Genomic DNA, 13,930 nt, shown 5'->3' with positions numbered 1-13,930 from the left:
GCAAACACTACCGGGCAGTATCTCGATTACAGCATGTTCATGCGCGGCGGACAACGCTCCAGCAGTTCTACGCTGCCATCCTCATTTTGTTGCTCCAGCATCACATCAAAGCCCCATAACCGATGCACATGTTTCAGCACCTCTTTGCGGCCTTTATCCAGCGGCGCGCGGTTATGCGGGATATAACGCAACGTCAGCGATCTGTCGCCACGTAAATCCACATTCCAGACCTGAATATTCGGCTCCAGGTTGCTCAGGTTATACTGTGACGACAGTTTTGATCGAATCTCCCGATAACCTTCTTCGTTATGAATGGCGGAGATCTCCAGATAATTATGCCTGTCATCATCAAGTACCGTGAAGAAACGGAAATCACGCATCACTTTTGGCGACAGGAACTGACTGATAAAGCTTTCATCTTTAAAATCGCGCATGGCGAAGTGCAGCGTTTCCAGCCAGTCGGAACCGGCAATATCCGGAAACCAGTATTTATCTTCATCCGTGGGCGACTGACAAATACGTTTGATATCCTGGAACATGGCAAAGCCGAGCGCATAGGGGTTAATTCCGCTATACCAGGGGCTATTATAGGGCGGCTGAAATACGACATTGGTATGGCTGTGTAAAAACTCCAGCATAAAGCGTTCCGTCACTTTGCCTTCATCATAGAGATGGTTCAGGATGGTGTAGTGCCAGAAGGTCGCCCAGCCCTCGTTCATGACCTGCGTCTGTTTCTGCGGATAAAAATACTGGCTGACTTTACGCACGATGCGCAGAATTTCGCGCTGCCACGGCTCGAGCAACGGGGCGTTTTTCTCCATAAAATAGAGCAGGTTTTCCTGCGGTTCAGCGGGAAAGCGGCGTGCTTCGGCGACCGTTTTTTCTTCCTCGCGTTTTGGCAGCGTGCGCCACAGCATATTCACCTGGCTTTGTAGATACTCTTCCCGGCTTTTTTGTCGCGCTTTCTCTTCCTGCAACGAGATTTTCTGCGGGCGCTTATAGCGATCGACGCCGTAATTCATCAGCGCGTGGCAGGAGTCGAGCAGTTTTTCTACTTCATCCACTCCGTAGCGTTCTTCACAGCGGGTAATGTAATTTCGGGCGAAAATCAGATAATCGACGATAGAGCTGGCATCCGTCCAGCTCCGGAAGAGATAATTATTTTTAAAAAAGGAGTTGTGGCCGTAACAGGCGTGCGCCATGACCAGCGCCTGCATGGTGATGGTATTTTCTTCCATCAGGTAGGCAATGCAGGGATTAGAGTTGATCACAATTTCATAAGCCAGTCCTTGTTGACCATGCTTATACAGACGTTCCGTCTCAATGAACTTTTTGCCAAACGACCAGTGCGGATAGTTGATCGGCATCCCGACGCTGGAGTAGGCGTCCATCATCTGTTCGGAAGTGATGACTTCAATTTGGTGCGGGTAAGTATCCAGTTGGTAGAGTTTCGCCACGCGGTCTATCTCTGCCAGATAGACATCCAGCAGATCAAATGTCCAGTCGGGTCCATCGCTCAAACGTGTGGTGTCCTTGTTCATGGAATCAATCGTTGCCATTCGCGCACCCTCATTGTTGGCGACGCTCTCTGTATGGAGCGCCTCCTTTCAAGCATAGAACACCATGTTAAAAAACGACTTGATCGTGAAAACTTTTCTTTGCGATTTCCTCCACATTGAACGGCAAAAAAACGGGTATTGGCATCATTTTATGCTGTATAGCCATGCCGCGTAGCAGGAGATCCCAAACCAGTGGGATCGCTTGTCTTTAGGGTATATGTGAAGCACGTCACCATAAAAAAGTCATATGTTGAATAATATTTTCATCTGGGTTATCAAGATGTAATCAGAAGATTGTTCTTTTACTATTAACGGAGTGGCTATGCGAGTTGTCATCCTGGGGAGTGGCGTAGTTGGCGTGACCAGCGCCTGGTACTTGAGTCAGGCGGGGCATGATGTCACCGTCATCGATCGCGAATCCGGCCCGGCGCAAGAAACCAGCGCGGCGAATGCCGGACAAATTTCACCGGGATATGCGGCGCCCTGGGCGGCCCCTGGCGTACCGCTGAAGGCGATAAAATGGATGTTCCAGCGCCATGCGCCGCTGGCGGTGCGTCTGGATGGCACCCCGTTTCAACTGAAGTGGATGTGGCAAATGCTGCGTAACTGCGATACCCGGCATTATATGGAAAATAAAGGCCGCATGGTGCGTCTGGCGGAATATAGTCGCGACTGTCTGAAAACGCTACGCGCCGCGACCGGTATCGAATATGAAGGCCGCCAGGGGGGAACGCTGCAACTCTTTCGCACCGCGCAACAGTATGAGAACGCCACCCGTGATATCGCCGTGCTGGAAGATGCCGGGGTGCCGTATCAGCTCCTGGAAGCCAGCCGACTGGCGGAAGTTGAACCCGCTCTGGCTGAGGTTGCGCATAAATTAACCGGCGGACTGCGCTTACCGAATGATGAAACCGGGGACTGTCAGCTCTTTACCCAGCGTCTGGCGCGCATGGCGGAGCAGGCGGGCGTAACCTTTCGCTTTAATACTCCCGTGGAAAAATTACTGTACGAAAATGATCAGATTTACGGCGTGAAATGCGCCGATGAGATCATTAAAGCAGATGCGTATGTTATGGCGTTTGGATCGTATTCGACGGCGATGCTTAAAGGCATTGTTGATATCCCGGTGTATCCGCTGAAAGGCTATTCATTAACCATCCCAATCGTCGAGCCAGACGGCGCGCCGGTATCAACGATTCTTGATGAAACCTACAAAATCGCTATTACGCGTTTTGATAAGCGTATTCGCGTGGGGGGAATGGCGGAAATCGTGGGCTTTAATACCGACTTACTGCAACCGCGCCGCGAGACGCTGGAGATGGTTGTGCGCGATCTCTTTCCGCGCGGCGGTCATATTGAGCAGGCCACATTCTGGACCGGCCTGCGCCCCATGACGCCGGACGGCACGCCGGTAGTCGGACGTACCCGTTATAAAAATCTGTGGCTTAATACTGGACACGGCACCTTAGGCTGGACGATGGCCTGCGGTTCAGGCCAGTTGTTAAGCGATATCTTGTCGGGTCGTACGCCAGCGATACCCTACGACGATCTGAGCGTGGCGCGATACCGTTCCGATTTTACGCCCACCCGCCCGCAACGTTTGCATAGCGCGCATAACTGATAAAGGAAGTGAAATGACCCGCCCTATACAGGCCAGCCTTGATTTACAGGTAATGAAACAAAATTTGGCTATTGTGCGCCGGGCGGCCCCGGAGGCGCGCGTCTGGTCGGTAGTGAAAGCCAACGCCTACGGCCACGGTATTGAACGCGTCTGGAGCGCGCTGGGCGCCACAGATGGTTTCGCTATGCTCAACCTTGAAGAGGCGATTACCCTGCGTGAGCGCGGGTGGAAAGGGCCGATATTGATGCTGGAGGGGTTTTTCCATGCGCAAGACCTGGAGGCGTATGACACTTATCGGCTGACCACCTGCATCCACAGTAACTGGCAGTTGAAAGCGCTGCAAAATGCGCGGCTTAACGCGCCGCTGGATATCTATGTCAAAGTCAACAGCGGCATGAACCGACTCGGTTTTCAGCCTGAGCGGGCGCAGACCGTCTGGCAGCAATTGCGGGCAATGCGCAATGTCGGTGAAATGACCCTGATGTCACATTTTGCTCAGGCCGATCATCCGGAAGGTATCGGGGAGGCGATGAGACGTATTGCGCTGGCGACAGAAGGCCTGCAGTGTGCATACTCGTTATCAAATTCGGCAGCGACGCTGTGGCATCCCCAGGCGCATTATGACTGGGTCAGGCCGGGCATTATTTTGTACGGCGCGTCGCCGTCAGGACAGTGGCGGGATATTGCCGATACCGGGCTAAAACCCGTGATGACGCTGAGTAGCGAAATTATTGGCGTGCAGACGCTGAGCGCGGGTGAAAGGGTAGGCTATGGCGGAGGGTATTCTGTGACTCAGGAACAACGCATTGGCATCGTCGCGGCGGGTTATGCCGATGGCTATCCACGCCATGCGCCGACCGGGACGCCCGTGCTGGTGGACGGTATCCGTACCAGAACAGTAGGCACCGTTTCAATGGATATGCTGGCGGTGGATTTGACGCCGTGTCCGCAGGCGGGAATCGGCACGCCGGTTGAATTATGGGGCAAAGAAATTAAGGTCGATGATGTCGCCTCTGCGGCAGGCACGCTGGGCTATGAGCTACTGTGCGCCGTAGCGCCGCGCGTGCCGTTTGTGACAACGTAACCTAATTCAGGCTAAGGCGTCGACCGGTCCACTTGGGGGCGGGTCGACGTTGTCCGACGACCTTATTCTGCTTCGTCTTCGGCGACGCGTACCCCAATCTTGCGTACCACGTTATCTTCTTTTTCAGCTACCGTCCAAATCATGCCGCCAAACTCCACCTGATCGCCGACGACCGGCGCAGCGCCCAGCAGTTGCTGTATGATTTCACCGAGGGTTTGTTGTTTATCCCGGTATTCCGTTCCTTCTTCCAGCCCGTAGATAAGCGCCACGTCGGCGAATTTCGCATTCGCTTCGAGGATAAAATCGCCAAAGAAACGCTGATCTAACGAAACCGGCGGCGACTGGCTAAACAATTTGCCCAGCGCTGGCAGATCGCGCTCCCGGCCAATCACGCAGAGTACGTCGCCTTCCTGCAGGCGAGTACTGCCCGTGGGGTGAAACAGTTCATTATTGCGAAATAGCGCGGCAATGCGGGTTTCGTTCGGCATATGCAGGTCGCGCAACGCCGCGCCGACGCACCATTTGTCGGCGCTCAACTGATAGATGAATTGCTCCCACGGATTATCAGGATGGATGTCAAGCCCCACGCGCGATACTGGCCAGCCAACCGGAGGCACGACCACTTTGGCTCTTTTCGCCGCCCATGACAGCGATGTTCCCTGCAGGAGCAGTGACACCAGTACCACAAAGAAAGCGACATTAAAGAACAGGCGAGCGTTTTCAAGCCCGGCCATCATCGGGAAAACGGCGAGAATAATCGGCACCGCGCCGCGCAGTCCGACCCAACTGATGAAAATGCGCTCCCGAAGATTAAAGCCGCGAAATGGCAGCAGGCCGGTAAACACCGACAGTGGGCGGGCGAAGAAAATCATCCAGATAGAGAGAATGAGCGCAGGGACGGCAATCGGCCACAGATCGGAAGGCGTCACCAACAGCCCCAGGACCAGGAACATCGCGATCTGCGCCAGCCAGGCCAGTCCGTCAAAGTTTTGCAGGATGCCGTAACGGTTGCGAATCGGGCGGTTTCCTAACAGGAATCCGCACAGATAGACCGCGAGAATACCGCTGCCTTCAAGCGCGGTCGTCAAAGCAAAAATCAGAATACCGCCGCTGAGCGCCAACATCGGATACAGGCCGCTGGGCAGAGAAATGCGGTTGATCATCTGCTGTAGCAGGTAACCGCCGCCGAGACCAAAAACAATACCGAGACCGAACTGCTGGATAATATGGACGGCAAACATCCAGTCCAGACCGGTTTCATGTTTCTGGATCATCTCAATTAATGTAATGGTCAGAAAAACGGCCATCGGGTCGTTACTTCCCGATTCGATCTCCAGCGTGGAGCCTACACGTTCGTTTAGCCCTTTGCCGCCAAGCAGAGAAAAGACCGCCGCGGCGTCAGTGGAACCGACTATCGCGCCGATAAGCAGACCTTCGATAAGATCCAGATGAAACAGCCAGGCGGCCATCATACCTGTTAAACCCGACGTGATCAGTACGCCGAGCGTCGCCAGCGACAGCGCGGGGCCCAGCGCTACCCGGAAAGAGCTGGCCTGGGTGCGCATGCCGCCATCGAGTAAAATAATCGCCAGCGCCAGGTTACTGACCATATAAGCGAAAGGATAATTATCGAAAGGAATACCGCCAATGCCATCCACACCCGCTAACATCCCAATGGCGAGGAAAATGACCAGAATCGGGATGCCCAGTCGCGATGAGAATGAACTTAACAGGATACTGCTGGTTACAAGGATGGAACCTAAAATAAATAGACTAATAATTGTTGCAGCATCCAACGTTTTATATCTCCTGACTCACACGACTTCGTATTATTTAACATTAACATAATAACGGCCAGGGCAGCGTTTTACTTAGCCTGTCGGGGACTTTTTTTACAATTGCAGCGTAGGATGACCAGATAAAGTGAGTTGAGTCCCCTGGCGCGTATTTTTAAGCGTCGCGTTTGCCCCGATAGGGAGCGTCACCGTACGCTGTTCATGCCCGAAGTCGAGACCGGTAATCAGCGGAACGGACAGACGGGAACGTAAAAACGCGTAGACGCTCTCCAGAGAATAGCCAGCGTCATACTCGTTGGGCGCCGCGCCGCTAAAGCTGCCGAGAACGATGGCGCTCTGACGGTTTAAAATTCCGGCGTACTCCAGTTGCAAAAGCATACGCTCCACCCGGAAAGGATGCTCATTGACATCTTCCAGCACTAAAATTCCTTTATCGATAGTCGGCATCCAGGGCGTACCGATAAGGGAAATCAACATCGCCAGATTTCCGCCCCATAAGGTGCCTTGTACGTCGCACTGAGGGCCGTCGCCTTGCCACTCTACGGTAAATTGCGCCTTACGTAGCGCCAGCCAGAAATGTTGCTCGGTGAACGTATTCAGCGTTTCGGCGCCAAAATTTGCCGCCAGCATAGGACCGCTAAAGGTGATGACATTGGCCTGCGCCAGGAGTCCAGCCTGAATCGCCGTAAAATCGCTATGACCGCAAATCAGTAAGGGATCGCGCTGTTGCCGGGAGGCGAGCGCCTGCCAGTCGATACGATCCAGCAAGCGGCTGGCGCCATAGCCGCCGCGAACCGGCATGACGATCGTATCCGGCGAAGTTAGCGAGGCCAGCGAATTAACATCGGCCAGCCGTTCCGCGTCCGTACCGGCAAAACGCTGATAGCGGCGACGAATCACCTCGTCATTCTCCACCTGATGACCCGCGTCAGTCAGGCGCTGAACGCCGCGTAACGCGGCCTGTTGGTTAATACAGTAGCCCGAGGGGGCGATTAAATGAAACAGAGACATGGTAATTCCTTGCTGACAATAGAATGCAAATGTATATCATGCCGCATATATTAGGCGATGTCCCTCGTTGTGCGACGTTTCTGGATGCGCACCAGGGAGGCAACCTAAGTACCTGGCCGGGGCGGTATAACCTCTTCGGCAGATAAGTTACGGCTATAAGGATAGATGACGTGAAATTAAGATGGTTTGCTTTTTTGGTAGTAATACTGGCTGGCTGTAGCTCAAAACAGGATTACAGGAATCCGCCGTGGAATGCCGAAGTGCCTGTAAAGCGTGCGATGCAGTGGATGCCCATCAGTGAAAAAGCCGGGGCGGCATGGGGGGTTGATCCGCATTTAATCACCGCGATTATCGCCATTGAATCCGGCGGCAACCCTAACGCGGTCAGTAAATCCAATGCGATTGGCCTGATGCAGTTAAAGGCGTCGACCTCCGGGCGCGACGTTTACCGTCGCATGGGCTGGCGTGGCGAACCGACCACCAGCGAGCTGAAAAACCCTGAGCGTAACATCTCAATGGGCGCGGCGTATCTGAGCATTCTGGAAAATGGGCCGCTGGCCGGCATCAAAGATCCGCAGGTGATGCAATATGCGCTGGTCGTCTCTTATGCTAACGGCGCAGGCGCGTTATTGCGTACTTTTTCATCCGACAGGAAGAAGGCGATAGAAAAAATTAACGATCTGGATGCGGACGAGTTTTTTGAACATGTTGTTGATAATCATCCCGCGCCGCAGGCGCCGCGCTATATCTGGAAGCTTCAGCAGGCGCTGGACGCCATGTAGTTTAGCGTGAAGATTATTCTCGCACTTTATTCGCTCTTTCTCGGGCGTCGCGCTCAAGCGAAAAAATAATCCGCTGCAACTCCCGCTCCACCGCCGGGCTAACGTTAAGGAAACGAAAGCTCAGGCGGGGAGTGGTGATCGTTTCATTTTTCCCATCAATCACCTTACGCTCGCTGATGGCGATAAGCTGGGCGTCAACGTGAAAAATCCCCCATGGCCCCATGTTCAGTTCAACCTGCGAAAAGCGTGCGCCTTCGATTAGTCCGTCGGGGATGGCGGATTCCAGTAGCGCGCCCATGCCGCCCAGGGAAAGATCAAACAGGCGAAAACGTAACGTACGGGTGTCCGGTAGCGTGGTGACGCCGTAATAAGGCGGATACAGCGGCGCGCCAATGCGAAAATACTCCCGGCGCTGGACAAACCACAGTGACGACGGCAGGGGCGTGATAAAGGCCGGCAGCCGCTGATATTCGCCTGTAACGAGTTGCGGCAACGTGAACTCGACTTTTGCGCCCTGCGTTTCTGCGATAATGGCTACCTGCCCGGCACGTAATACGGCGCTATTTTCATATTCCTGGCTGCCGTAATCTACGATGAGTTTTTCCGGGTCTACCGCCAAAATTTTACTGATGAATTGACCATGCGCCCATGAAATACGCAGTGGAACCTGATTTTTATTTAAATCCCGTAGCACGCCTAATATCGCTAATGGATTTTTTTTCAGGAACTGCTCATTGTAACCACTCACACGAAATAACCCCTGATACGCAGACTATCGTTGGGTTATCGGCATCGGTAGAAAGAACTTAATAGCGATAAATAAATTTTTATGTCCGCGAGATAAATCAGTGTTCAGAAATGCGACGCTCGACTTTGCCTATACTTAAAACGTTTTTACTGGAAAGAGGGTTTGCAAATGGGAATTATCGCCTGGATTATTTTTGGTTTGATTGCCGGCGTTATCGCCAAATTGCTTATGCCGGGGCGCGATGGCGGGGGATTTATCCTGACCTGTATTCTCGGTATCGTCGGGGCGGTCGTTGGCGGATGGCTGGCGACGATGTTTGGTATTGGCGGCAGTATCAGCGGCTTTAATCTGCACAGTTTCCTGGTCGCCGTGGTGGGCGCGATCGTGGTGCTGGTGATTTTCCGCCTTCTGCGACGCGGCTAACCGCTGCAAACGTTTAAGCGTTGACCCGGTCAGCACCGGGTCAACCTACTATAAACACGCGTTACTGCGTCGCTGCAGACGGCGTTTTTGTCGGCGTTGCGCTTAACGATGCCGGACGAGTAGACGGTACGCTATCACACGGTTTTTCCTGCGGACAAATCAGATCGAGCATTTTCAGCGTCACGCCGTTGGTCCAGCCAAAGCCGTCCTGAAGGGGATATTCGCCGCCGCCACCGCCGGTTCCGGTACTGCTGACATCATATTTTTCGACCAGTTTTTTCTCGCGATCGTAGGTGTGCTGCACATTGGTTAAAAAGCGCCAGGTGACTTCCATTGCCACGTCATCCTGCCCATAATTTTGCAATCCTTCGGCAGCGACCCATTGTAACGGCGCCCAGCCGTTTGGCGCATCCCACTGCTGTCCGCTTTTAACCGAGGTGGTAGCCAGCCCGCCAGGCTGTAGCAGATGCGCCTGGGCCGCCGCCGCCACTTTCGCGGCGCGATCTTTCGCGGCGGCGTTTACATAGAGCGGGAACAGCGCGGCAGCGGTGAGTTGGTTGCGGATTTTATTGTTCTGCAGATCGTAGTCGGCATACCAACCCTCTTTGTTATTCCACAGATGCATTTCAATGGCTTTTTGCCGCGCGTTGGCCAGCGCGTCATATTGCGAGGCTTTGGCCCGATCGCCCGCCGCAGCGCTGGCGCGGGCGAGGGTTTTCTCCAGCTGATACAGCAGAGCGTTAAGATCGACAGGGACAATCGTGGTGGTACGAATGGTACTGAGCTGCTGCGGATTATCCATCCAGCGGGAGCTGAAATCCCAGCCGGAGGCGGCGGCAGAGCGGAGGTCCCGATAGATCTCCGTTGCCGGGCGGTTGGGGTTGCTTTTGGCGGTAGCGATATCTTCAACCCAGGATTCAGGGCGGGGCGTATCCCGATCGTCCCAGTAGCGGTTGAGAACGCTGCCGTCCTCCAGTTTGACGACGCGTTGGTTTTGTTGCCCTGGCTGCAATGTCTCAACGCCCTCCATCCAGTAGGCGTACTCTTTTTGCAGTTGCGGCAGGTATTCTTTCAGCGCATCGTCACCTTCATGTTGCGCCAGTAACTCAACCATAAACGCAAAGAAAGGCGGCTGCGAACGACTCAGGTAGTAGGTACGGTTGCCGTTGGGAATATGCCCCCAGGCGTCAATTTCGTAACCAAAGTTCGCCACCATATCCGCCACCTTATCCCAGTGCCCGCTTTCCGCCAGCCCCAGCATCGTAAAGTAGCTGTCCCAGTAGTAAATCTCTCTGAATCGCCCACCCGGCACGACATAGGATTCAGGCAACGGCAAGAGCGAGTCCCACTTTTCGACGTTTTTAGTTGAACGGGTCAGCACCGGCCACAGACCATCAATATGTTCACGCAATGACTGCCCGGCAGGCGGGACATATTTTTCACCCGCTTTCGGCAGGGTGAAGTTAACATCAACAAAATGACGCAAATCGAAGCCGGACTGGTTCCGCTGCATACGATAATCCGCAAGAATCATGAGCGGATCGCTATTAGGTATGGCGTCAGCAAAGGTTTTCTGATCGGGGAAGAGTTTTGCATTCTGGACATCATTAAAAAGCGGGCCAAGCAAAATATCCGGCGGCTGCGGAGTTTCAGTGTCGGAAGACGGGTCTGCGGCAGTCGCCGAAAACGATGCAAACGTCAGCAGCGTCCCTGCCAGCGCCAGTTTTATGGCTTTCTGCAGTAGAACAGAACGGCGAATCTCTGGGGGTATCATCAAGTTATCTCCTTAGCGGTGAGCCAAAGCCAACGGCATTTACCATGACAAAACCTTAGTCTACGATGACCAGATACGCGTGATTGAACCGCTATTTTGCGAACAAACAGACATTTTATTGAGACGGAATTTATCGGCGCGCGCGTGGAAAACGGGGTATACAGACAAAAAATCCACGCCGGGACGTGGATTTTAGCGTAATGATTTGTCGCCTTAACCCGGATAGATACCGCGATCTTTACGGGCCAACAGAATGCGCTCACAGGCGACAATATAGGCTGCGGTGCGCAGAGAGCAGGATTTCTCAGTCGCTTTCTCCCAGACATGGACGATAGCGTCGGTCATGATTTTGTCCATGCGCGCGTTGATCTCTTCTTCGCTCCAGAAGAAGCTGGCCATATCTTGTACCCATTCGAAGTAGCTGACGGTTACGCCGCCTGCGTTACAGACCACGTCAGGCACCACAAGGATACCACGGCTGGCCAGAACATCATCAGCATCCGGATAGGTCGGGCCGTTAGCCCCTTCCAGCACCAGCTTACACGTCAGGGCTTCCGCGCGCTGACGAGTTATCTGGCCTTCAAGCGCCGCCGGGATCAGAATATCCATCTCCAGACGCCAGAACGCATCGCTGGCGATAGTTTCCGCGCCCGGGAAACCGGCTATCTGTTTGTGTTCTGTCTGCCATGCCGTGAGCGCCTTCATGTCAATACCGGTGGCGTTAAACAGCGTTGCGGTATGATCCTGAATCGCCACGACACGGGCGCCAGCGCCTGCAAACAGACGCGCGGCTTCGCTGCCGACGTTACCAAAACCCTGAACCGCAACGCGAGCGCCTTCAACGGCGATATTCGCCCGACGCGCGGCTTCCAGCCCGCTGACGAAAACGCCGCGCCCCGTCGCTTTTTCACGGCCCAGCGAACCGCCAAGATGGATAGGCTTACCGGTGACGACGCCAGTGACCGTCGTGCCATGATTCATGGAATACGTATCCATCATCCAGGCCATCACTTTACCGTTGGTGCCGACATCCGGCGCAGGAATATCTTTCTGCGGCCCGATGATAATGCCGATCTCGCTGGTATAGCGGCGGGTCAAACGCTCCAGTTCACCTTCCGACAGCGAGAACGGATCGACGCGGATGCCGCCTTTGGCGCCGCCGTACGGCAGGTTCAGCGCGGCACATTTGATGGTCATCCATGCTGACAGGGCCATCACTTCATTGAGATCAACGTCAGGATGGTAGCGAACACCGCCTTTACCCGGACCTCGGGAGAGGTTGTGCTGCACGCGATATCCTTCGAAATGACGAATAGTGCCATCATCCATTTGTACCGGAATATCGACGATCAGAGCGCGTTTTGGGTGGCGCAGAGTATCCACCCAGGGGGATAACTCGCCCAGATAAGGGGCCACACGCTCGATTTGTTGCAGGTAGGTATTCCAGGCAGATGTGCTGCTATCTGAAGCGTAAGATAACTTATCCATGATAAACCTTAGTGATAAAAGTAATATGTTCTTTAATTGACCGTGGTACATAGTAGATCACACCATGTAGCGATAAATTTAACACTTTTTTAAACAATTAACTCAGATCAAAAATGGCAGGCAGTTGGATTTTCGTTATGATTTTGGATGGGAAGTGGTTAACTATCCTATATAAGAGGTGATATATCGCTAATTATGCAATTAATTGCTTAAATATGCGTAATATGTGCAAGGCGGCTATTTGTCATAATTATGACGCACCTCTAAAAGTAAACATTATGATAACGACATGTATCAATGTTATGTCGTCCTGTCGGCGGGGAAACGTCTTCACCAGGCGCGTAAAAAGATAAAAATAACCGGAGTCAGACGGCGCTGACCCCGGTTTACCTCTTTATTGTTGACGCGACTCAAGCCATACCAACACCAGTGTCGACAGTGAGCACATCAGCAGAATGCCGACAAACCACAGTAAATACCACATCGCTTCCGCTCCCTAATAAAGTTCATGATCGTTGCGGCGGAGGCTCTCCAGGTTGATACGCCCCAACATTTTGTAATAGCTCCACAGCGTATAGAGCAGTACGATCGGCAGAAAAATCAGCACAATCACCAGCATGATTTCGAGCGTCATCTGGCTGGAGGTGCTGTCCCACACCGTCAGGCTGGAGAGAGGACTAACACTCGACGGCATCACAAAAGGAAATAGCGTTATGCCGGCGGTAAAGATGACGCAGGCCTGGGTCAGGGAAGCGAACAGAAATCCACGAATAGTCTGACCGCGAAGGCAGGCATAGAAAGCCAGAATCGGCAGGATCATACCGAGCAACGGGATGATGAGCAGTAGCGGCGAGCGTATAAAGTGGTTCATCCATGCGCCAGGGAGTATCGCCACGCCTTTTAAGAGCGGATTGGAAGGACCGTTGGCATCCTGCGTGAGTAAGACAAAGCCATCAACGCCGGCCCACAGCCAGTAACCGGCCAGCAGGAAGCAGATCACGATCAGCAGCGCGCTGTGGCGGGTGGCCGACAGAGCCCGTTGACGAATAACGCCCTCCGTTTTCAACTGTAACCAGACGCCTCCTTGCATAATCACCAACGACAGACTCAATAATCCACACAGTAGGGCAAAGGGCGAGAGTAACTGCCAGAAGGTGCCAAAATAGTCAACATGAAGCTGCGGCGTGAAGGCAAACGGCACGCCTAAAAACAGGTTGCCGAACGCGATACCGAATACGACTGGGGGAACCAGGCTGCCAATAACCAGACCGGTATCCCACAGCGCGCGCCAGCGGGCATTGGCGATTTTACCCCGATAATCAAAGGCCAGCGGGCGAAAGAAGAGGGCACACAGCACCAGGATCATCGCCACATAAAAACCGGAAAACGCGGCGGCATAGACCCGTGGCCAGGCGGCGAATAATGCCCCGCCCGCGAGAATCAACCATACCTGGTTTCCTTCCCAGTGGGCACCGACGCTATTGATCAATACCCGGCGTTCGTCATCGTTGCGCGCTATCAGCGGGAGCAGGCAACCGACACCCATATCAAACCCGTCAGTTACCATAAATGCCACCAGGATAACGCCGATCAGCAGCCACCAAATGAACCGCAACGTTTCATAATCCAACATGATTGTCTCCT

11 protein-coding genes and 2 pseudogenes are annotated in these 13,930 nt (G+C 53.6%); 5 read left to right on the top strand and 8 right to left on the bottom strand.

The window, feature by feature from the left end:
* Window positions 1-26: 26 nt before the first annotated feature.
* Window positions 27-1,559 (bottom strand): SpoVR family protein, encoded by a 1,533-nt coding sequence (locus NA624_RS15840; protein WP_000190831.1) that lies wholly within the window; start codon window positions 1,557-1,559, stop codon window positions 27-29.
* 322 nt (window positions 1,560-1,881) lie between these two features.
* Between NA624_RS15840 and NA624_RS15835 the strand changes: the two genes are divergently transcribed.
* From NA624_RS15835 to NA624_RS15825, 3 genes and pseudogenes are all read left to right on the top strand, one after another.
* On the top strand, window positions 1,882-3,180 hold the full coding sequence (locus NA624_RS15835; RefSeq protein WP_001266935.1) for a D-amino acid dehydrogenase: 1,299 nt from the start codon (window positions 1,882-1,884) through the stop codon (window positions 3,178-3,180).
* Window positions 3,181-3,193: 13 nt separating this feature from the next.
* Complete coding sequence (dadX, locus tag NA624_RS15830; RefSeq protein WP_000197903.1) at window positions 3,194-4,264, top strand: catabolic alanine racemase DadX; 1,071 nt, start codon at window positions 3,194-3,196, stop codon at window positions 4,262-4,264.
* Between the two features lie 32 nt (window positions 4,265-4,296).
* A pseudogene (locus NA624_RS15825) lies at window positions 4,297-4,389 on the top strand (hypothetical protein); the annotation flags it as partial.
* On the opposite strand, the pseudogene NA624_RS15820 reads toward NA624_RS15825, so the two are convergent.
* Window positions 4,345-6,060, bottom strand: a pseudogene (locus NA624_RS15820) (potassium/proton antiporter); the annotation flags it as partial. The pseudogenes NA624_RS15825 and NA624_RS15820 sit on opposite strands and share 45 nt — an antisense overlap.
* A 96-nt stretch (window positions 6,061-6,156) precedes the next feature.
* Entirely contained in the window at window positions 6,157-7,071 is a 915-nt protein-coding gene (gene ldcA, locus NA624_RS15815) for a muramoyltetrapeptide carboxypeptidase (protein WP_000051613.1), read from the bottom strand.
* Between the two features lie 170 nt (window positions 7,072-7,241).
* On the opposite strand from ldcA, the gene emtA reads away from it, so the two are divergent.
* A complete protein-coding gene (gene emtA / locus NA624_RS15810) occupies window positions 7,242-7,853 on the top strand; it encodes a membrane-bound lytic murein transglycosylase EmtA (protein WP_000776974.1) in 612 nt (203 codons plus the stop codon).
* A gap of 13 nt (window positions 7,854-7,866) precedes the next feature.
* Here the strand turns inward: emtA and ycgR are convergent, their stop codons facing one another.
* Window positions 7,867-8,601 (bottom strand): flagellar brake protein YcgR, encoded by a 735-nt coding sequence (gene ycgR / locus NA624_RS15805; protein WP_000017413.1) that lies wholly within the window; start codon window positions 8,599-8,601, stop codon window positions 7,867-7,869.
* Between the two features lie 168 nt (window positions 8,602-8,769).
* On the opposite strand from ycgR, the gene NA624_RS15800 reads away from it, so the two are divergent.
* A complete protein-coding gene (locus tag NA624_RS15800) occupies window positions 8,770-9,024 on the top strand; it encodes a GlsB/YeaQ/YmgE family stress response membrane protein (RefSeq protein ID WP_000511320.1) in 255 nt (84 codons plus the stop codon).
* 61 nt (window positions 9,025-9,085) lie between these two features.
* On the opposite strand, the gene NA624_RS15795 is transcribed toward NA624_RS15800, so the two are convergent.
* From NA624_RS15795 to appB, 4 genes are all read right to left on the bottom strand, one after another.
* Complete coding sequence (locus tag NA624_RS15795; protein WP_000612835.1) at window positions 9,086-10,798, bottom strand: alpha,alpha-trehalase; 1,713 nt, start codon at window positions 10,796-10,798, stop codon at window positions 9,086-9,088.
* A 213-nt stretch (window positions 10,799-11,011) separates the two neighbouring features.
* Window positions 11,012-12,286, bottom strand: a complete 1,275-nt coding sequence (locus NA624_RS15790; protein WP_001519734.1) for a Glu/Leu/Phe/Val family dehydrogenase — start codon at window positions 12,284-12,286, stop codon at window positions 11,012-11,014.
* A 394-nt stretch (window positions 12,287-12,680) separates the two neighbouring features.
* Entirely contained in the window at window positions 12,681-12,770 is a 90-nt protein-coding gene (gene cbdX / locus NA624_RS15785) for a cytochrome bd-II oxidase subunit CbdX (RefSeq protein ID WP_000270306.1), read from the bottom strand.
* 12 nt (window positions 12,771-12,782) lie between these two features.
* Entirely contained in the window at window positions 12,783-13,919 is a 1,137-nt protein-coding gene (gene appB / locus NA624_RS15780; RefSeq protein ID WP_000888109.1) for a cytochrome d ubiquinol oxidase subunit II, read from the bottom strand.
* Window positions 13,920-13,930 lie beyond the last annotated feature (11 nt).

Source organism: Salmonella sp. NW38 (assembly GCF_051807745.1).
In the GTDB taxonomy this organism is placed as follows: Bacteria; Pseudomonadota; Gammaproteobacteria; order Enterobacterales; family Enterobacteriaceae; genus Salmonella; species Salmonella enterica.
Note: the sequence above shows the minus strand (reverse complement) of the source record. Positions and strands in the feature narration are given on the sequence as shown.

What these genes read in the sequence shown, in the direction of transcription:
- NA624_RS15835 (WP_001266935.1), top strand. Translation starts at nt 1,882, where the DNA reads ATGCGAGTTGTCATCCTGGGGAGTGGCGTAGTTGGCGTGACCAGCGCC.
- cbdX (WP_000270306.1), bottom strand. Translation starts at nt 12,770, where the DNA reads ATGTGGTATTTACTGTGGTTTGTCGGCATTCTGCTGATGTGCTCACTG.
- NA624_RS15795 (WP_000612835.1), bottom strand. Translation starts at nt 10,798, where the DNA reads ATGATACCCCCAGAGATTCGCCGTTCTGTTCTACTGCAGAAAGCCATA.
- NA624_RS15840 (WP_000190831.1), bottom strand. Translation starts at nt 1,559, where the DNA reads ATGGCAACGATTGATTCCATGAACAAGGACACCACACGTTTGAGCGAT.
- ldcA (WP_000051613.1), bottom strand. Translation starts at nt 7,071, where the DNA reads ATGTCTCTGTTTCATTTAATCGCCCCCTCGGGCTACTGTATTAACCAA.
- appB (WP_000888109.1), bottom strand. Translation starts at nt 13,919, where the DNA reads ATGTTGGATTATGAAACGTTGCGGTTCATTTGGTGGCTGCTGATCGGC.
- NA624_RS15790 (WP_001519734.1), bottom strand. Translation starts at nt 12,286, where the DNA reads ATGGATAAGTTATCTTACGCTTCAGATAGCAGCACATCTGCCTGGAAT.
- dadX (WP_000197903.1), top strand. Translation starts at nt 3,194, where the DNA reads ATGACCCGCCCTATACAGGCCAGCCTTGATTTACAGGTAATGAAACAA.
- NA624_RS15800 (WP_000511320.1), top strand. Translation starts at nt 8,770, where the DNA reads ATGGGAATTATCGCCTGGATTATTTTTGGTTTGATTGCCGGCGTTATC.